The 18,205-nt window shown below is 60.6% G+C and carries 16 protein-coding genes; 7 read left to right on the top strand and 9 right to left on the bottom strand.

The window, feature by feature from the left end; translation table 11 throughout:
• Positions 1–466 precede the first annotated feature (466 nt).
• The 3 genes from fecA to HX790_RS05510 form a co-directional block, all read right to left on the bottom strand.
• A complete protein-coding gene (fecA, locus tag HX790_RS05520) occupies positions 467–2,803 on the bottom strand; it encodes a TonB-dependent Fe(3+) dicitrate receptor FecA (RefSeq protein ID WP_176991329.1) in 2,337 nt (778 codons plus the stop codon).
• Between the two features lie 92 nt (positions 2,804–2,895).
• On the bottom strand, positions 2,896–3,837 hold the full coding sequence (locus HX790_RS05515) for a FecR domain-containing protein (RefSeq protein WP_017135163.1): 942 nt from the start codon (positions 3,835–3,837) through the stop codon (positions 2,896–2,898).
• Positions 3,834–4,322: a sigma-70 family RNA polymerase sigma factor gene (locus tag HX790_RS05510; protein ID WP_176991365.1), complete on the bottom strand. Its 489-nt coding sequence runs from the start codon at positions 4,320–4,322 to the stop codon at positions 3,834–3,836. The genes HX790_RS05515 and HX790_RS05510 overlap by 4 nt, the downstream gene beginning before the upstream one ends.
• A 171-nt stretch (positions 4,323–4,493) precedes the next feature.
• On the opposite strand from HX790_RS05510, the gene HX790_RS05505 reads away from it, so the two are divergent.
• The 6 genes from HX790_RS05505 to HX790_RS05480 all read left to right on the top strand — a co-directional run bounded on the left by HX790_RS05505 (position 4,494) and on the right by HX790_RS05480 (position 10,764).
• A complete protein-coding gene (locus HX790_RS05505; protein WP_026013535.1) occupies positions 4,494–4,796 on the top strand; it encodes a DUF3649 domain-containing protein in 303 nt (100 codons plus the stop codon).
• A complete protein-coding gene (locus HX790_RS05500; protein WP_176991328.1) occupies positions 4,793–6,361 on the top strand; it encodes a PepSY domain-containing protein in 1,569 nt (522 codons plus the stop codon). The genes HX790_RS05505 and HX790_RS05500 overlap by 4 nt, the downstream gene beginning before the upstream one ends.
• Positions 6,362–6,688, top strand: coding sequence for a DUF3325 domain-containing protein (locus HX790_RS05495; protein WP_017135159.1), 327 nt, complete (start codon positions 6,362–6,364; stop codon positions 6,686–6,688).
• 7 nt (positions 6,689–6,695) lie between these two features.
• Positions 6,696–7,274, top strand: a complete 579-nt coding sequence (locus tag HX790_RS05490; protein ID WP_017135158.1) for an RNA polymerase sigma factor — start codon at positions 6,696–6,698, stop codon at positions 7,272–7,274.
• On the top strand, positions 7,271–8,248 hold the full coding sequence (locus tag HX790_RS05485; RefSeq protein ID WP_017135157.1) for a FecR family protein: 978 nt from the start codon (positions 7,271–7,273) through the stop codon (positions 8,246–8,248). Before HX790_RS05490 ends, HX790_RS05485 begins: the two co-directional genes overlap by 4 nt.
• 275 nt (positions 8,249–8,523) lie before the next feature.
• Positions 8,524–10,764 (top strand): TonB-dependent receptor, encoded by a 2,241-nt coding sequence (locus tag HX790_RS05480; protein WP_169986975.1) that lies wholly within the window; start codon positions 8,524–8,526, stop codon positions 10,762–10,764.
• Between the two features lie 178 nt (positions 10,765–10,942).
• Here the strand turns inward: HX790_RS05480 and HX790_RS05475 are convergent, their stop codons facing one another.
• Positions 10,943–11,293, bottom strand: coding sequence for a glutaredoxin family protein (locus HX790_RS05475; RefSeq protein WP_099548478.1), 351 nt, complete (start codon positions 11,291–11,293; stop codon positions 10,943–10,945).
• Positions 11,293–12,297 (bottom strand): nucleoid-associated protein YejK, encoded by a 1,005-nt coding sequence (yejK, locus tag HX790_RS05470; protein ID WP_003171997.1) that lies wholly within the window; start codon positions 12,295–12,297, stop codon positions 11,293–11,295. The genes HX790_RS05475 and yejK overlap by 1 nt, the downstream gene beginning before the upstream one ends.
• A gap of 396 nt (positions 12,298–12,693) precedes the next feature.
• On the opposite strand from yejK, the gene HX790_RS05465 reads away from it, so the two are divergent.
• Positions 12,694–12,975: an HU family DNA-binding protein gene (locus HX790_RS05465; protein WP_003188840.1), complete on the top strand. Its 282-nt coding sequence runs from the start codon at positions 12,694–12,696 to the stop codon at positions 12,973–12,975.
• An 81-nt stretch (positions 12,976–13,056) separates the two neighbouring features.
• Here the strand turns inward: HX790_RS05465 and rlmF are convergent, their stop codons facing one another.
• The 4 genes from rlmF to HX790_RS05445 form a co-directional block, all read right to left on the bottom strand.
• Positions 13,057–14,076: a 23S rRNA (adenine(1618)-N(6))-methyltransferase RlmF gene (gene rlmF / locus HX790_RS05460; protein ID WP_069551850.1), complete on the bottom strand. Its 1,020-nt coding sequence runs from the start codon at positions 14,074–14,076 to the stop codon at positions 13,057–13,059.
• 203 nt (positions 14,077–14,279) lie between these two features.
• Positions 14,280–17,126 carry a valine--tRNA ligase gene (locus tag HX790_RS05455; RefSeq protein ID WP_017135153.1) on the bottom strand — a complete coding sequence of 949 codons (2,847 nt, stop codon included), beginning with the start codon at positions 17,124–17,126 and terminating at the stop codon, positions 14,280–14,282.
• 212 nt (positions 17,127–17,338) lie between these two features.
• Entirely contained in the window at positions 17,339–17,725 is a 387-nt protein-coding gene (locus HX790_RS05450; RefSeq protein ID WP_017136289.1) for a hypothetical protein, read from the bottom strand.
• Between the two features lie 7 nt (positions 17,726–17,732).
• A complete protein-coding gene (locus tag HX790_RS05445; RefSeq protein ID WP_017136290.1) occupies positions 17,733–18,161 on the bottom strand; it encodes a DNA polymerase III subunit chi in 429 nt (142 codons plus the stop codon).
• Positions 18,162–18,205 lie beyond the last annotated feature (44 nt).

Raw genomic sequence — 18,205 nt, 5'->3', positions numbered from 1 at the left:
TGTCGAGCTTTAGCGAGGCTGCGAAAGCGGTGGGGCAGGCAACTTATGTGTCGCCCGTGCCGCCGCCTTCGCAGCCTCGCCGGGGCTCGACAGCTCCCACATTTGAGCCTTGTCGCTGGCGGGATTTGTGTATGACGCGATGGCCCTACGAACTGAGATCTAACCATCACAGCCGATCCCCTGTGGGAGCTGTCGAGCTTTAGCGAGGCTGCGAAAGCGGTAGGTCAGGCAGCTTATGTTTTGCCAGTGCCGCCGCCTTCGCAGCCTCGCTGAGGCTCAACAGCTCCCACATTGGATCTTTGTCGCTGGCGGGATTTGTGTATGACGCGATGGCCCTACGAACTGAGATCTAACCAACACAGCCGATCCCCTGTGGGAGCTGTCGAGCTTTAGCGAGGCTGCGAAAGCGGTGGGTCAGGCAGCTTATGTTTCGCCAGTGCCGCCGCCTTCTCAGCCTCGCCGGTACCTAAAACGCGATGGAGGTCTGCACGTACACCGTGCGAGGCTCGCCTACATATTTGCCTTTGTTGTTGTCGTCGAACGAGCGCGTGAAGTACTGCTTGTTGAAGATGTTTTTCACTCCGACCGCCACGTTCAAGTCCGACAGTTGCGGGCCGAAGTCATACGCTGCGCGGCTGCTGAACAGCATGTAGCCGGGGATACGCCCGTTGGCGCCGTCGGCAGTTTCGGCCTGGGTGTTGGCGTTGTCGGCGAACTGGCTGCTCTGGTAGCTGCTGTCGACATTGAGCTTCCAGCGGCCTTCGGTGTAACCCACGCCCAGCGTGCCTTTGTGCTTGGACGAGAAGGGCACGCGGTTGCCTTTGTTCGGGCCGTCTTCGCGGATGGTCGCGTCCACATAGGCGTAGGTGGCGTACACGTCAAAGCCCGCGAGCGCGGGGCTCAAGCCGTCGAGGGCATAGTTGATGCTCGACTCGACGCCCTGGTGGCGCGTTTCGCCACGGGCGATCACGGTGTCGTTGGTCTGGTTGCTGTCGTACTGGTTGTCGAAGTTGATCAGGAACGCGCCGATCTCCGCACGCAGGCTGCCGTTGTCGTAGCGCGTGCCGAGTTCCCAGGTGCGGGCTTTTTCCGGTTTTACTTCGCCGCTGCTCACGCGGTTGGGCATCTGGCTGTATTGCACGCTGCCGAACGAACCTTCGGTGTTGGCGTAGAGGTTCCAGTCTTCGGTGAGGTGATAGAGCACGTTCAACGCCGGCAGCGCGGTGTTGTAGTCGCCTTTGTATTTGACGTTGCTCAGGTTGTTGGTCTGCTGGGATTCGATCATCTCGTAGCGCACGCCCGGCGTGATGGTCCACTTGCCGATATCAATGCGGTCGTCGATGAAGAACGCGTTGGCTTCGGTGGCGCCACGGGTGTCGCGGTCGTTGCGGCTGTTGGTGTTGGGCAGTTGCTGGTTGGCGCTGATCGGCGTGCGGTAGCGCATCTCATGGCCGGCCTCGCTGATGTAGCGGTAGCCAACGCCCACTTCATGGCTGGTAGGGCCAAGATCGAAGCCTTGGGCGAAGCGCGTTTCCAGGCCACGTACCCAGTACTCGCGCGGGGACAACGACAGGAAGTTGCCCTGGTCCAGGTAGCCATTACGCAACGTGGTGGTGAAGAAAGTGTTGGCAGTGAATTCGCGGCGGTCTTCCTGGTAACGGTAACCGGCGTTGAACATTGTGCGGCGGCCCCAGAACTTGTCGTAGGGGCGGGTGGACTGGTACGGGTCCGCCTTGTAGTCCTTGACGTTCAAGCCGCCGGGCATATCGGCCTGGCCTTCGTAGTACTGCGCCATGGCGTTGAAACTGTTGGCGTCGTCCAGCTGGTATTTGCCCTTGAGGATCAGGTCGTCGATGCGCGTGTTGCTGTTTTCGCGCCAGTCGCCGCCACGGGTGCCGGAGTACAGGATTGCGCCACCCAGGCCGTTGTCGGCAGTGCCGCCAGCCAGCAGGTTACCGGTGGTCTTGAAGCCGTCATGGCTGGAGGACGGGCTGGTCTCGGTCTGCAAACCGCCTTTGACGGTCGGCGTATCCGGGATTGCACGGGTCACGAAGTTGACGATGCCGCCCACGTTCTGCGGGCCGTAGCGCACGGCACCGCCACCGCGAACCACGTCTACGGCGTCCATGTTGCCCATGCTGATCGGCGCGAAGGACAACTGCGGCTGGCCATAGGGCGCGAACGGCACCGGAATGCCGTCCATCAACACGGTGGAGCGCGAGGCCAGGCGTGGGTTGAGGCCGCGAATGCCGAAGTTCAACGCCATGTCATGGCTGCCGGTGCCGTTGTTTTCCGGGGCGTTGACGCCGGGGATGCGGTTGAGCACATCGCGGGCCTGGGTGGCGCCTTGGCGTTCGAATTCTTCGCGGCGGATCACATCACGGGCGCCAGGGTGCTCGAACACATTGGTTTGCGCCGCATCGCCAAGCCAGTCGCCGACCACGCTGGAGGTTTGCAGCTCCACGGTCGCAGACGCACTGGCCGGTTGCAGGCTGTAGGCCTTGTCGCCCTCGGCGCGGGCTTGCAGGCCGGTGCCTTCCAGCAGTTTTTGCAGGCCTTCGTCGGCGCTGTAATTGCCCGACAAACCACGGCTCTGCAGGCCGGCCGTGACTTGCGAACCGAACGAAATCAACACGCCAGCTTCGCGACCAAATTGATTCAGCGCGGCTTCCAGCGAGGCCGGTGCGATGTGATACGGCTTGGCCTCGGCCGCCACCACCTGAGGCAGTACGGTAAAACTGAGGCTGGCGCCCAGTAACAGTTGGCGCAAGGTGCGGGCGAGAGGGGTCGGCTGCTGGGGCATGACGTGCGGTCCTGAGAAGGAAGGATCAAGGGGGCTTTCCTTCTCTGTCACGCGAGGTGTGGAAAACGGCTCACTGTTCTTGAAAATAATTTTCAGGCGCGGGCCTGAACGGTTACCCAGTAGCGCGTAAAGCGCCGCACCTTGACCGGCAGGCTGACTTCCAGCAGGTCGAGAATGCGTTCGCTGTCGGCCAATGGATAACTGCCGGACAACAGCAGGTTGGCCACTTGCGGGTCGCAGTTGAGCTGGCCCCGGCGATAACGGCCAAGCTCTGCGAGGAAATCGTCCAGGCGCATATGCGCCGCCACCAGCATGCCGTCGGCCCAGGCGCCGCTGTTGGCGTCGTTCGGGCGCGGCGTGTCCCAGCCTTTGCGGGTGAAATTGACCTGGCGCGCGGCCTCGACGGTCAACGGCAAACCGCTGTAGCTGTTGGGCATCACGTCGACATGGCCGTCAAACACCGCCAGTTGAGTATGGTCGTTGAACTGGCGCACATTCAGCCGGGCCGCCTGGCTGCTGAGCAAACCCTGGCCGGTGAGTACGCGCAGCGGCGTATCACCTGCGCGCGCCGTCAGCAATATCTCGCCTTCAAGCACGCGGATCAGGCGCTGCTGCCGATCAAAATGCACATCCACTGCACTGCCGGTATTGAGCTGCAACTGGCTGCCATCGGCCAGCTGCACCTTGCGACGCTCGCCGATAGGGCTGCGGTAGTCGGCGCTCAGCGGCGGCAAAATATGCTGCTGGCGCAAGCCCCAAGCGGCCGCCGAACCTGCACCGAGGATCAGCAACAGCTTCAGCGCTTGGCGTCGGCTGATCGATTGCGGCGCGTTCAGCGCTGCATGAGCCAGAGGCGAGGGCATGCCACGCAGGCGCTGGTTGACACGTTGGATATGGTCCCACGCGCGCTGATGTTCACTGTGGGCATTCAGCCAGTGCTGCCACGCCGCTTGCTGGCGCGGGTTAAGCGTACCTTGCTGCATTTTCATCAGCCAGTGCACAGCCTGTTCCGCAACCTGGGTAGAAAAGTTCATCGGGCGAAGTAGCAGCGCATCGCTGCTTTATTCAGATGGCGTTTGACCGTGGCAATGGAGATGCCCAGTTCGGCGCCGATTTGCGCGTAGGTCAGGCCGTCGAGCTGGGCCAGCAGAAAGGCGCGCTTGACCTGCACGGGCAGGCCGTCGAGCAGTTGGTCCAGCTCCACCAGCGTTTGCAGGATGATGGCGCGGTCTTCTTCCGAGGGCGCCACGTATTCGGGCATCTGCGCGAGGGCATCGAGGTAGGCGCGCTCCAGGTCCTGGCGGCGGTAGAAGTTGAACAGCACACGTTTGGCCACGGTGGTGAGGAAGGCGCGTGGCTCGATCAGCGTGGGGGCTTCGCGGGCCGTGAGCACGCGGATGAAGGTGTCTTGCGCCAGGTCCGCCGCGCTTTGCGGGCAGCCGAGTTTGCGTCGCAACCAGCCGGTAAGCCAGAGGTGATGGTCGTGGTACAGGACTTCGACGGTGTTGGACGGCTGCAACGCGTTCACTCCGAAAGTATCAATGCACTTTAGAGAACAAGAATTGTTCGCATTGTAAGGGGCGTGATACGCGTTCGGCAATCCATGCGGGCAGGTGATTCATCCGTTCTCTTTTGCTTATGAGAATATTTATCATTAATATTGCGCGCTGATGAATCTGGCGTCTCCCCGATGAAAAGCAAACCCTCACTGGCCGTCTCTTACCGCCTCGCCGTCACCTCGCGTGCATTGGCCGCTGTGGTCGGCGGCTATCTGATGGCGTCGCTGGCGGCCGTGTGTATGGCGCTGTGGATGCCCACCTCGCGCGCCGACGCGGTGATCACCGGGATGATGAGTTCGTTTGTGTTCTATCTGCTCGCCGTCATCTGGTGCTTCGCCTGCCGCACAGCCTCGCGCGCCTGGTTTGGCGTGATGCTGCCGAGCGCGTTATTTGCCACCCTGGCGGGCGTGGGTTTTTGGATGGCACGCACATGAAAGAGGGCTTTCGCCAGGCGATGGCCTGGTTGCACACCTGGGCCGGCCTGATCTTCGGCTGGCTGCTGTTTGCGATTTTTCTGACCGGCACCCTGGCCTATTTCAAAGACGAAATTACGCACTGGATGCAGCCCGAAGTGCAGGCCCATCCGCTGGACGCGGCGCGCAGCCTCGCCGCCGCGCAAACCTATCTGCAGCAGCAGGCGCCCAACGCCGCGCGTTGGTTTATCACCCTGCCCAACAGCCGTGACCCAGGCCTGTCGGTGATGTGGCAAGACAAGATCGACCCCGGCAAACGCGGCAACTTCATCCAGAAAGTCCTCGATCCTGTCAGCGCTCAACCGGTCCAGGCTCGCGAAAGCATGGGCGGCGATTTCTTCTACCGCTTCCACTTCCAGCTGCAAATGCCTTACCCATGGGGCCGCTGGCTGTCGACGATCGCCGCGATGGTGATGTTCGTCGCGCTGATCACCGGGATCATCACCCACAAGAAAATCTTCAAGGACTTCTTCACCTTCCGCCCGCGCAAGGGCCAGCGTTCGTGGCTCGACGGGCATAACGCGGTGGGTGTGCTGGTGCTGCCGTTTCACCTGATGATCACCTACAGCAGCCTGGTGATCTTCATGAACATGGTGATGCCTGCGCCGATCCTTGCCTCGTATGGCGACGACAGCCGTGCGTTCTTTAATGAAGTGTTCCCCAATACCAACAATGCGCCGGCGCTCGGCCAGCCGGGTAAGTTGCTGCCATTACTGCCGATGTACGAGCAGGCGCGCACGCAATGGGCCGGTGGGCATGTGGGCCGTTTGGTGGTTAACAACCCTGGCGATGTGAACGCGTCGGTCAATGTGGTGCGCGCCGGTTCCGACCGTGTGGTGCATGACTTTGGCAGCAGCGTGTCATTCAGCGGCACCACCGGCGAGTTGCTGCGGGTCAGTGGCGAACAATCGCTGCCGGCGGCGATTGGCGGCAGTTTCTATGGCCTGCACATGGGCCATTTCGCCGGCCCGGTGCTGCGCTGGCTGTACTTTATCTGTGGCCTGGCGGGCACGGCGATGATCGGCACCGGCCTGGTGATCTGGCTGGGCAAGCGCCAGCTCAAGCACGCTAAAACCGGGGCGATGCCGTTTGAGCTGCGGCTGGTGGAGGTGCTCAACATCGCCAGCATGTCTGGCTTGATGATCGCCATCGCGGCGTTTTTCTGGGCCAACCGCCTGTTGCCGGTCAGCTTCGCCGAGCGTTCCGATTGGGAAATACAAACCTTCTTTATCGCCTGGGGCCTGAGCCTGCTGCACGCCGTATTGCGCCGTGGTCGCCAGGCTTGGGTCGAGCAACTGAGCTTCGCTGCGCTGCTGTTTGTGGCGATCCCTCTGCTCAACGCACTGACCACCTCGCAGCACTTGGGTACGTCATTGGCCAAGGGTGATTGGGCCATGGCCGGCTTCGACCTGACCTGCCTGGCCAGCGGCCTGTTCCTCACCTGGGCGGCGTGGAAGATGCAACACCGCACGCAACCCAAGGCCGAACGCGTGCGGGCAATGACGCTCAAGCAGGAGGCGCACTGAATGCTGCTCGCCCTGTTGATGTGCTACGCCGGGTTTACCGCGTTGTGCCTGGCCACCGACCGCCATCACGGCGAGTTGCTGCACAGCAAGCCGTCGCCCGCGCGGCGCTCAAGCCTGCGCATGGCCGGTTGGTTGTTGCTGGGCGTGTCGATCTGGCCCGCCGTCGCCGCTTCAGGTTGGGCCCAAGGGTTGGTGGAGTGGTGCGCGGTGTTGATGCTCAGCGCGCTGCTGCTGGTGTTGCTGTTGCCGTATCGGCCAAGGCTGGTCTTGATTCTGGCGGGCGCCGGCCTGCTGGTCAGCCCTGTGGCGGCCTTCGCCTTATGCTGAGCCAGTGATGATGATCAGCACGCCACCCGAATCCCAGGACAGCCCGCACACCGATGCGGCCGGTGGACGTGCGCATTTTTTGCAGGTGTTTTTGTCCCAGCGTTCGCAAATGGAAGCCTTGGTCAGTCGCCGGGTGGGGTGCCGCGCCACGGCGGCTGATTTGGTACAGGATTTATTCCTGCGCTTCTGGCGCCGCCCGTTGGTGCAGGTCGAAGAACTCAGCACTTACTTGCTGCGCTGCGCCGGCAACATTGCCATCGACCATTTGCGCAGCGAAGGCGCCCGCGTACGCAGCAGCGAAGGCTGGCTGCCGGAGCAACAGGACAATCAGGGCTGCGAACCCCAGGCGGCACTCGAAGCGGGCAATGATCTGCGCCATGTCGAAGCCGCCTTGCGCAGCCTGCCGGAGCGCACGCGGCAGATTTTTTTGCTCAACCGCATTCATGGCCGCAAGTACGCCGAAATCGCCAAGGCCATGGGGTTGTCCCAAAGCGCTGTGGAAAAACATATGATGCGTGCCCTTGAAGCCTGCAAGGCCAGCCTTCGCGAACCATCGCCCCCACGCACGCCAGGGAAAGCACCGTGAACGTCACCCCCACGCCCGCCCAGGAGCAGGCCGCACTCGACTGGCTGAGCCTGTTACACGACCAGCCCAGCAGTGGCGACCAGGCCACCTTCAGCCGCTGGTTGCGGGCCGATCCTGCCCACGTTGAGGCTTATTCCCAGGCCCAGGTGCTGTGGGAGTTAAGCGAAGTACCGGCGCGCACACTGGCGGGCGAAGACGCCCTGGCCTTGCAGGGTTACCTCAACGCGATGAACACCTCGAAACGTTCGCGCGGCGTTCGCTGGTCCGGCGCCTTGGCCATGGCCGCGTGCCTGCTGGTGATGGTGTCGATGGGCGCCGGGTGGCAGCCGTCGCGTTGGGTTGATGACTTCGGCGCCGATTACGTGACCGCACCGGGGGAAGTGAAGACCGTGACCCTGGCCGACCAGTCCCAAGTGACCCTGGATGCCGACAGCGCCATCGCCGTGGATTTCAGCCACGGTGAGCGGCATATCCAGCTGCGTCGCGGTGCCGGTTTTTTTAGCGTGACCCACACCGGCCAGTCCTTTGTGGTCGAGGCCGGCAGCGGCGAAGCACGGGTGTTGGGCACACAGTTCGAAGTGCGCCTGCAACCGGCGGGCGCGCAAGTGACGGTGTTGTCCGGTCGGGTTGGCGTGACGCCATCCTGGCAAGGCCAACAGCAAATTCTGACCGCAGGCCAGCAAGTGGCTTACGCCGACGGCGTGGCCGAAGCGATGCACGCGGTCGACAGTGAATCCCGCCTGGCCTGGCGTGACGGTTGGCTCAATTACTACAAAGCGCCGTTGGCTGACGTGGTCAAGGACCTGAGCCGTTACTATCCGGGGCGCATTCTGTTGCTGAACGACGAGATGGGCGCCAAGCGTGTCAGTGGCAGCTTTCCGAGCAAGGACCCTGTGGCGGTTTTAAATGCCCTGCAGGCGGTGCTGGGTTTTGAACAGCACACACTATTAGGCCGAATGATTGTGTTGCGTTAGACACGAACGGTTTGCTGGCCACCTTCTTATACAACTGTTTCCCTCGCGATCATTTCCTGCCGGCAGTTACAGGCCAAGTATCACGCTGCCTGTAGATCCTTCACTTAACCTTCATCGCAATTGCCAAAACCTGTCACCAAACCGTTACACGCGCCAAGGATGATCCTCGGATTCCTGAGCAGATGGTCAGGAAGGCTGGCGTCGCCGTTCACCCGGTTCTGACAGCCAGTACCGCCCTCCATAACAACAGATAGATGCACGTAAGGGATCTACTTGTGAAGATCAACACACTCTCTGCCCTGCTGTTTGCATCGGGCCTAGGTAGCTTTGCGCCATTGGTTTTGGCAGACACCACGCAGGACGTTGGCTCGGTGGACATCGCCGGTAAACAGACCCTGGGCAACGGCCATATGATCCGCGAAGAAAGTGCCAAGGCGCGGTCGACGGTGACCAAGGAAGCCATGGACCAGATGTCGTCGACTGCCAACGCCATCGATAAGCTCAAATACACGCCGGGCATCAACGTTTCCAGTGATGACGCCAGTGGCACCAGCGGCACCAACTTCACCATGCGCGGCATGAACTCCGACCAGATCGGGGTTTCCGTCGACGGTGTGCCGATCAACGATTCGGGCAACTACAGCGTCTACTCCAACCAATTGGGCGACCCGGAAAACCTTGCGGAAGTATTCGCGACACAGGGTTCTTCGGAAGCTGACGGCCCGCACATCGGTTCCAGTGGCGGCAACATCGGCATGATCACCATCCGGCCGACCAAAGAGGCCGGATTGTTCGCCAAGCAGATCGTCGGCGCCAACGACTTGCGCAAGACGTTCGTGCGGGTCAATACCGGTGATTTCGGCGGCCTCAAGACTTGGGTCTCGGCGTCGCACCTGGAAGGCGACAAGTGGCGTGGCAAAGGCACCCTGCGCAGCGACAAGGTCGAGTGGAGCAGCCTGTTCGAAGACGGCAGCGGCAACTCCACACTGGCCACGATCAAGTACAACAACCAGGAAAACTACAACTACAACTCCTTGAGCAAGTCGCAGTTCGACACGGATGGGCGGCGCAAGGACTACTCGGAAACCCCGGTGTACAAATCCGGTTTGCTGTCGTCTTCCTACAAGCTCAATCGCAACCCCTTCGAAAGCGTCAACGCCACGCTCACCCAGCGCTGGCAGTTGCAGGACAACCTGGCGCTGACGGTCACGCCCTATTACTACTGGGCCAACGGTGGCAGTTTCAGCGGCCAGACCGCATCGAACCTGGGGCCGAAGTCCGACAAGGCTGGCAACTACGACCTGAGCAACCTCAAATCGCTCAACTACTACCGCCCTTCGTGGACCGAAACCTGGCGCCCAGGCGTTACCGCCAAAATGAAATGGGACATCAACGAAGAACACAGCCTGGACTACGGCTACTGGTATGAGCGCGCACGCCAGCGCCAGAGCCAGCCGTTTATCGGCATCAACGGCGAAGGCGCACCCGATGACGTGTGGGGCGACTACAACGGCGGCGGCCAAGTAGTCGACAAGAACGGCGCGACGGTACAAGGCCGTCATTACTACACCGTCACGCCGGCGCAGAAGCTCTGGGTGCAGGACAGCTGGCAAGCCACGCCAGACCTGAGTTTTGTCGGCGGCGTGGCCTATCAGTACGTCGAGCGTGACGGCAACAACCTGGGCAGCCTCTACGACAAACCGGAAAAGCGTAACACCCGTTACCACCAGTTCCTGCCGAACTTCAGCGCCAAGTACCAGATCGACGAGAGCAACCAGGCGTTCTACAACGTCACCCGCAACATGCGCACACCGCCGAACTACGTGCTGTACAACAAAGGCGATTCGGTAAGCCTCAAGCCTGAGTTGAGCTGGAACCAGGAACTGGGCTGGCGCTTCACCGAAGACGATGTGGCGCTGAGCGCGACGCTGTTCTACATCAGCTTCAAGGACCGCCAGTTGTCGACCACCGACCTCAACGGCGACTACGCGGTAATCAACGTCGGCAAAGTCGACAACAAAGGCCTGGAGCTGGAGTGGAGCGGGCTGTTGCCGCATCACTTCAACTACTACGCGTCCTACACCTACACCCAGTCTGAACAGAAAGACAATCTGCTCAGCAAGAACGTGTTGTTGCCCACCGCCGGCAAGCAGCTGGCCAACGTGCCGGAAAACATGTTCAACCTGGTGTTTGGCTACGACGACTCGCGCTTCTACGGCAACGTTGCCGGCAAATACGTAGGCAGTTTCTACGGCGATTTGACCAACGACGAAAAAATCTCCGGGCGTACCGTGGTCGACCTCAACGCGGGTATCTATTTGCCGGTGGACAAGAAAGTCATCAAATCCGCGACCCTGCGGCTGTCGATGCTTAACGTCTTCGACAAGGAATACCTGAGCTCGGCGCGTACCGTGTCGTTTAACTCGGCGCCGGTAAGCGGCCTGGCGCCGAGTACGGCGTATTACAACGTCGGTGAAGAGCGTACGGCGATGGTGTCGCTGGAAGCCAACTTCTAAAGACGCTGCAGAACTGAATGTGGGAGCTCGCTTATGTGGGAGCTGGCTTGCCTGCGTTGCAGGCAACTCGGTCTGTCAGTTACTGCGCGCTGATGCTATCGCAGGCAAGCCAGCTCCCACAAAAGCCAGCTCTCCTACAAACCAGCTCCCACACAAGCGAGATGCTGCAACGGTGGGGTTATTTCAAGGCAGCCATGATCGCATCCGGGTTGTAGTCGCGAATGAGCGTGCCATTGACCTCCACAAACGGAATCCCGCCGCCGCCCAGCGCCTCATACGCCTTGCGCGCCTGGGCGTCCTTCTCGATATCGAACGCCTGGTACGGAACACCTTTCTGATCCAGAAAGCGCCGGATCTGCTTGCAGTAGCCGCACCACTCGGTGGAGTAGAGCACCACGCGCGCTGAGGCGCGTACCTGCTCCGAAACCACCTGCGAGGGGTTGAACAGCCGCTCGATCTTGCCCCAGTGCTGAATCACCACCACCACCAGCAACACCAACAGGACTTTCTTGAGTACCCCGCCCAGCATCAGTTACGGCGCTTGAGCTGGTCGGTCAGTTGGGTCGGCAGGCCCTTGATGATCAAGGTGCCGGCGGCTTCGTCGTATTCGATCTTGTCACCCAGCAGGTGCGCCTCAAAGCTGATGGACAAGCCTTCGGCGCGGCCGGTGAAGCGGCGGAACTGGTTGAGCGTGCGCTTGTCGGCCGGAATTTCCGGCGACAGGCCGTAGTCCTTGTTGCGGATATGGTCGTAGAACGCTTTTGGCCGATCTTCATCGATCAAGCCCGACAGCTCTTCCAGGCCCATCGGCTCGCCGAGCTTGGCCTGGCTGCTGGCGTAGTCCACCAGGGTTTTGGTCTTTTCGCGGGCGGATTCGTCCGGCAGGTCTTCGCTTTCAACAAAGTCGCTGAAGGCCTTGAGCAGGGTGCGGGTCTCGCCCGGGCCGTCGACGCCCTCCTGGCAGCCGATAAAGTCGCGGAAGTACTCCGAAACCTTCTTGCCGTTCTTGCCTTTGATAAACGAAATGTACTGTTTGGACTGCTTGTTGTTCTGCCACTCGGAGACGTTGATGCGCGCCGCCAGGTGCAGTTGGCCAAGGTCCAGGTGCCGCGACGGGGTCACGTCCAGCTCATCGGTCACTGCCACGCCTTCGCTGTGGTGCAGCAGGGCGATGGCCAGGTAATCGGTCATGCCTTGTTGATAGTGGGCAAACAGCACGTGGCCGCCGGTGGAGAGGTTGGATTCCTCCATCAGCTTTTGCAGGTGCTCAACCGCCGTGCGGCTGAAGGTGGTGAAATCCTGGCCACCGTCGAAATACTCCTTCAACCAGCCGCTGAACGGGTGCGCGCCGGATTCGGCATGGAAGAAACCCCAGGCCTTGCCTTGTTTGGCGTTGTAGCTCTCGTTGAGGTCGGCCAGCATGTTCTCGATGGCGGCCGATTCGGACAACTCAGAATCGCGGGCATGCAGAACTGCAGGTGTGCCGTCGGGTTTTTTGTCGATCAAGTGAACAATGCAATGACGGATCGGCATAGGCTTCTCGGCTGGTTGAAGGGGAGCGGTGGGCCTCCCCCAAAAGTCGCCCAGTGTACCGCACCCATTGGCCAAGACGCGCCTGGAAGGCGGTTTTGGACGACCTCCGACGGCCCATATGCCTTTTTTTCACGGTTTAGAGCGATAAAGCTGACCAAATGGGTATGTTGAGGCGGATATTTCCCCGTCTCTGTGCTAGTTTTGCCCCGTCTTACGCCAAGTCTCGGCGTTAAGCGTGCATTCAGCATCTGTCAGGTCGAACCAATCCCCGTTTCAAGCATCTATAACCCCGATCTCCGTGGTTATGGCCGGGGGTGCCAGGCCATGACGGTCGGGCTCGACGGCTGACACTGCACTCTGCAATCCATATGAATTTGATAGGGAAGGAACACCACAATGGCTATTACTAAAGACCAACTGATCGCTGACCTGGCTGAAGCAGTAGACGCACCGAAAACTACCGTGCGCGCTCTGCTGGACCAACTGAGCCAAGTTGTTGCTGATCAGCTGGAAAACGGCGGCGAAATCACTCTGCCAGGCGTTGGCAAACTGAAAGTGACCGAGCGTCCAGCCCGTACTGGCCGTAACCCTTCGACTGGCGCTGCCATCGAAATCGCTGCCAAGAAAGTTATCAAGCTGGTTGTGGCCAAAGGCCTGACCGACGCTGTTAACAAGTAAGACGCAGCAAAAAAAACCGTGCCTCGGAGCGATCCGGGCACGGTTTTTTGTTGCCTGCGATTTGTGCTGGGCTTTCTTGGGTTAGTCGCGCACCCAGCGCTGGCGCCAGATCTGCTGCTCATTCTTGGTCTGGAAGGTCCAGGCCACAAAACGGCTTTGCTTCTGGCCCTGGGACATCTCCACCACCTGGCTTTCCAGCACGCCGGCTTTTTTCAGGGCTGTCTCGATCGCGGGCAAGTTCGACGCTTTTGACACCAGCGTGCTGAACCACAGCACCTTGTGGGCAAAATGCGCGCTCTCGGCGATCAGCTGCGTCACAAAACGCGCTTCGCCGCCTTCACACCACAGCTCCGCCGATTGACCGCCGAAGTTCAGCACCGGCAGCTTGCGCTTGGGGTCGGCCTTGCCCAGGGCGCGCCATTTGCGCTCGCTGCCCTTGGTGGCTTCGTCCATGGACGCGTGGAAGGGCGGGTTGCACATGGTCAGGTCAAAGCGCTCACCCGGCTCCAGCAAGCCCAGCAGGATCTGCTTGGGGTTGGGTTGCTGGCGCAACTGGATGACCTTGCTCAGGTCATTGGACTGCACGATGGCCTTGGCGGCGGCCACAGCGATTGGGTCGACCTCGGAGCCGAGGAAATTCCAGCGGTACTCCATATAGCCGATCAGCGGGTAGACGCAGTTGGCGCCCATGCCGATGTCCAGCACCTTGACGATGGAGCCGCGCGGAATCTTGCCGTCGTTGACGCTGGCCAGCAGGTCGGCGAGGAAGTGCACGTAGTCGGCACGCCCCGGCACCGGCGGGCAGAGGTAATCCTGCGGGATATCCCAATGCTGGATGCCATAGAACGATTTAAGCAGTGCCCGGTTAAACACCCGCACCGCGTCCGGGCTGGCGAAGTCGATGCTCTCTTTGCCATACGGGTTAATGATCACGAATTTCGCCAGTTCCGGCGTGGTCTTGATCAGCGCCGGGAAGTCGTAACGGCCTGTGTGGCGGTTGCGCGGGTGCAAGGTAGCCTCTTTGCGCGGCGCGACGGGCTTGGCCGGGGCTGCGGTTTTAGGCTTCTTGCGCGGTGGTTTGGGTGTGCTGGGGGCGGTCATGTTGATTCTGGTGTTGGCTCAAAGTGGTGGGCATTGTCACACATCCTGAGGCCAACTCGTTCAAATGTGGGAGCTGGCTTGCCTGCGATGGCATCAACTCGGTCTGGCGGTTACACCGAGTCGGCTGCACCGCAGGCAAATCAGCTCCCACAAAGAGCAAAAAAAAGAGACCCGAAGGTCTCTTTTTTCACACAGTTTCCAGCTTACAGGCTGGAAATTCGCGCATGTTGCTCGGCCAGCTTGCCCAAAGCCTGTTCCGCTTCGGCCAATTTGGCGCGTTCTTTGTCGATGACCTCAGCCGGCGCCTTGTCGACGAACGCCGCGTTGGACAGCTTGCCACCCACTCGCTGCACTTCGCCTTGCAGGCGCGCAATTTCCTTATCAAGACGCGCAAGTTCCGCGCCTTTGTCGATCAAACCTGCCATCGGCACCAGCACTTCCATCTCGCCAACCAATGCGGTCGCAGACAGCGGCGCATCTTCGCCAGCAGCCAATACAGTGATCGACTCCAGCTTCGCCAGCTTCTTGAGCAGTGCGTCGTTCTCAGTGAGGCGACGCTGGTCTTCGCTGCTGGCGTTCTTCACAAACACCGCCAACGGCTTGCCCGGCCCGATGTTCATTTCGGCACGGATGTTACGCGTGCCCATCATCAGGGTCTTGAGCCATTCGATATCACTTTCGGCCGCTTCATCGATGCGCGCTTCATTGGCCACCGGCCAAGGTTGCAGCATGATGGTCTTGCCTTCGATACCGGCCAGCGGCGCGATGCGCTGCCAGATCTCTTCGGTGATGAACGGCATGAACGGGTGCGCCAGGCGCAGCGCCACTTCGAGTACGCGCACCAGGGTGCGGCGGGTGCCGCGCTGGCGTTCGATCGGCGAATTCTCGTCCCACAGTACCGGCTTGGACAGTTCCAGGTACCAGTCGCAATACTGGTTCCAGATGAATTCGTACAAAGCCTGGGCGGCGAGGTCGAAACGGAACTGGTCGAGCTGGCGGGTCACTTCGGCTTCGGTGCGCTGCAGCTGCGAGATGATCCAGCGATCAGCCAGGCTCAGTTCGACGGCTTCGCCGTTCTGGCCGCAGTCTTCGCCTTTATCCAGCACGTAACGTGCAGCGTTCCAGATCTTGTTGCAGAAGTTGCGATAGCCTTCGACGCGGCCCATGTCGAACTTGATGTCGCGACCGGTGGACGCCAGCGAGCAGAACGTGAAACGCAGGGCGTCGGTGCCGTAGCTGGCAATGCCATCGGCAAACTCGTCGCGGGTCTGCTTCTCGATCTTCTTCGCCAGTTTTGGCTGCATCAGGCCCGAGGTGCGTTTCTGCACCAGGGTTTCCAGGTCGATGCCGTCGATGATGTCCAGCGGGTCCAGGACGTTGCCCTTGGACTTGGACATCTTCTGGCCCTGGCCATCCCGCACCAGGCCGTGTACGTACACGGTCTTGAACGGCACCTGCGGCGTGCCGTCTTCGTTCTTCACCAAGTGCATGGTGAGCATGATCATCCGGGCAACCCAGAAGAAAATGATATCGAAGCCGGTAACCAGCACGTCGGTGGAGTGGAATTTCTTCAGGAACTCAGTCTGTTGCGGCCAGCCCAGGGTCGAGAAGGTCCACAGGCCCGAGCTGAACCAGGTGTCGAGTACGTCGTTGTCCTGTTGCAGGGCGATGTCCGCGCCGAGGTTGTGCTTGGCACGCACTTCGGCTTCATCGCGGCCTACGTACACCTTGCCCGACTCGTCGTACCAGGCCGGAATACGATGGCCCCACCACAGTTGACGGCTGATGCACCAATCCTGGATGTCACGCATCCACGAGAAGTACATGTTTTCGTACTGTTTAGGCACGAACTGGATACGGCCGTCTTCCACGGCAGCAATCGCAGGCTCGGCCAATGGTTTGGTGGACACGTACCACTGGTCGGTCAGCCACGGCTCGATGATGGTGCCGGAACGGTCGCCCTTCGGCACTTTAAGGCCGTGGTCGTCAACGCTTACCAGCAAACCGGCGGCGTCGAAGGCGGCCACGATCTGCTTGCGCGCTTCGAAACGGTCGAGGCCGGCGTATTCGGCCGGGATCTTGCCGTCGATGCTCTCGTTCAGCGTGCCGTCCAGGTTGAACACCTGGCAGGCCGGCAGTACGGCGGCGTTCTTGTCGAAGATGTTCAGCAACGGCAGGTTGTGGCGCTTGCCGACTTCATAGTCGTTGAAATCGTGGGCCGGGGTGATTTTCACGCAGCCGGTGCCGAATTCAGGGTCGCAGTAGTCGTCCGCGATGATCGGGATACGACGGCCAACCAATGGCAGCTCGACAAACTTGCCAATCAGCGCCTGGTAGCGTTCATCGTTCGGGTTAACCGCCACGGCGGCGTCGCCGAGCATGGTTTCCGGACGGGTAGTGGCGACGATCAGGTAGTCGTTGCCTTCAGCGGTCTTGGCGCCATCGGCCAGCGGGTACTTGAGGTTCCACAGGAAACCTTTCTCGTCGTGGTTTTCCACTTCGAGGTCGGAAATTGCCGTGTGCAACTTGGTGTCCCAGTTGACCAGGCGCTTGCCGCGGTAGATCAGGCCGTCTTCATGCAGGCGCACGAAGGCTTCTTTCACCGATTCCGACAGACCATCGTCCATGGTGAAGCGCTCGCGGCTCCAGTCCACAGACGAACCGAGGCGACGGATCTGACGGCTGATGTTGCCGCCGGACTGGTCTTTCCACTCCCAGATCTTCTCCAGGAATTTTTCGCGACCCAGGTCGTGACGGTTTTGGCCGGTGGCTTCGAGCTGGCGTTCCACCAGCATCTGTGTGGCGATACCGGCGTGGTCAGTACCCGGTTGCCACAGGGTATTACGGCCCTGCATGCGGCGGAAACGGATCAACGCATCCATGATCGCATTGTTGAAGCCATGGCCCATGTGCAGGCTGCCAGTGACGTTCGGTGGCGGAATCATGATGGTGTAGGACTCGCCGGCACCTTGTGGGGCGAAGTAATTCTCGGACTCCCAGGTGTTGTACCAGGAAGTTTCAATGGCGTGCGGCTGGTAGGTCTTATCCATGCGCGGCGGGACCCTAGTTGGCATTAATTCAGGAAAGCCGACAAGTATAACGGGGGATAAGGCGCAGGGCGAGGCGAAGACGGGCTAGAGATGTATGTTGAGCAAATGTGGGAGCTGGCTTGCCTGCGATGGCGGTGTGGCAGTCGCCGAAGGGTTTGACTGAGAAACCGCCATCGCAGGCAAGCCAGCTCCCACAGGGATCTAAGTAAGGCTCAGGACTGGTATTGGCTGAGCAACCGCTCCATGCGCGCATCCATTCGCCGTTTGATCTCGGCTTCAATATGCGGGGCAAAGTCGTCGATCACATCCTGCATGATCAGTTGCGCGGCGGCACGCAGTTCATTGTCCAGGTGCAGCAGCAACGCGTCGGGGGCTTTTTCTGCGGCGGGTGCCGGTTCTGCAGTGGGGGCTGGTGTGACAGGTTCAGGTGCGGCAGGTTTGCCACCGACCATGTCGAACAACAGCGGAATCTGTACCTCGCCCTCGACCGATTCGGTCAGCAGCGGCGGTTGCAACTCATCATCACCGAGCAATTGACGGATCGACTCCAGGTCGTCCAGCAAGTGGTCGTCTTTTTTTAGCGGGTTTGGAGTGTCCATCGTGTGCTCAAAGTCGTTGTAGCCGGTGATCTTGCAGAGGATAGCCCTGTTCGCGGTAGAAACGGAAACTCTCCCGCGCGGCCTGACGAATAGCCGGGTCTTCGACCACCACTTCCGCCACGCGGGCAAAAGCCTTGGCAAAGGCCGGTACTTTCAGGTCGAGGTTCACCAGCAGGTCTTGGTGATCGCCGCAGTTGTCGCCCAAACCCAGCACAATCAGGCCTTCGGGTTCGGACTCGGCGGGGCCGTGGGGCACGAAGCTTTCGCCCTTGAAGCGCCACAGGCGGGCGTCAAGGTCTTCACGCTGAGCGGCATCGCTGCAATGCAGGTAGATGCGGTGGCCCATGCGCCAGGCTTTTTCGGTAAGTTTGCAGGCAAAGTCCAGGCGCGCAGAGGGATCGGCGCTGGGCAATATATAGAAGTCGACTTGGGTCATTGCGGTTCCTGAGACCGGGGCGCCGTGAAGGCCGCCCCGGAATC

Origin of the sequence: Pseudomonas sp. IPO3747 (assembly GCF_013385245.1) — a bacterium.
GTDB classification, from domain to species: Bacteria; Pseudomonadota; Gammaproteobacteria; order Pseudomonadales; family Pseudomonadaceae; genus Aquipseudomonas; species Aquipseudomonas edaphica.
The sequence above is the reverse complement of the archived record's forward strand: the minus strand, read 5'-3'. Positions and strand labels throughout refer to the sequence as shown.

Coding starts and splice junctions, on each gene's coding strand:
- HX790_RS05495 (WP_017135159.1), top strand. CDS start 6,362: ATGCTGCTCGCCCTGTTGATGTGCTACGCCGGGTTTACCGCGTTGTGC.
- HX790_RS05450 (WP_017136289.1), bottom strand. CDS start 17,725: ATGGACACTCCAAACCCGCTAAAAAAAGACGACCACTTGCTGGACGAC.
- yejK (WP_003171997.1), bottom strand. CDS start 12,297: ATGCCGATCCGTCATTGCATTGTTCACTTGATCGACAAAAAACCCGAC.
- rlmF (WP_069551850.1), bottom strand. CDS start 14,076: ATGACCGCCCCCAGCACACCCAAACCACCGCGCAAGAAGCCTAAAACC.
- HX790_RS05505 (WP_026013535.1), top strand. CDS start 4,494: ATGAAAAGCAAACCCTCACTGGCCGTCTCTTACCGCCTCGCCGTCACC.
- HX790_RS05445 (WP_017136290.1), bottom strand. CDS start 18,161: ATGACCCAAGTCGACTTCTATATATTGCCCAGCGCCGATCCCTCTGCG.
- HX790_RS05490 (WP_017135158.1), top strand. CDS start 6,696: ATGATGATCAGCACGCCACCCGAATCCCAGGACAGCCCGCACACCGAT.
- HX790_RS05455 (WP_017135153.1), bottom strand. CDS start 17,126: ATGGATAAGACCTACCAGCCGCACGCCATTGAAACTTCCTGGTACAAC.
- HX790_RS05515 (WP_017135163.1), bottom strand. CDS start 3,837: ATGAACTTTTCTACCCAGGTTGCGGAACAGGCTGTGCACTGGCTGATG.
- HX790_RS05465 (WP_003188840.1), top strand. CDS start 12,694: ATGGCTATTACTAAAGACCAACTGATCGCTGACCTGGCTGAAGCAGTA.
- fecA (WP_176991329.1), bottom strand. CDS start 2,803: ATGCCCCAGCAGCCGACCCCTCTCGCCCGCACCTTGCGCCAACTGTTA.
- HX790_RS05500 (WP_176991328.1), top strand. CDS start 4,793: ATGAAAGAGGGCTTTCGCCAGGCGATGGCCTGGTTGCACACCTGGGCC.
- HX790_RS05475 (WP_099548478.1), bottom strand. CDS start 11,293: ATGCTGGGCGGGGTACTCAAGAAAGTCCTGTTGGTGTTGCTGGTGGTG.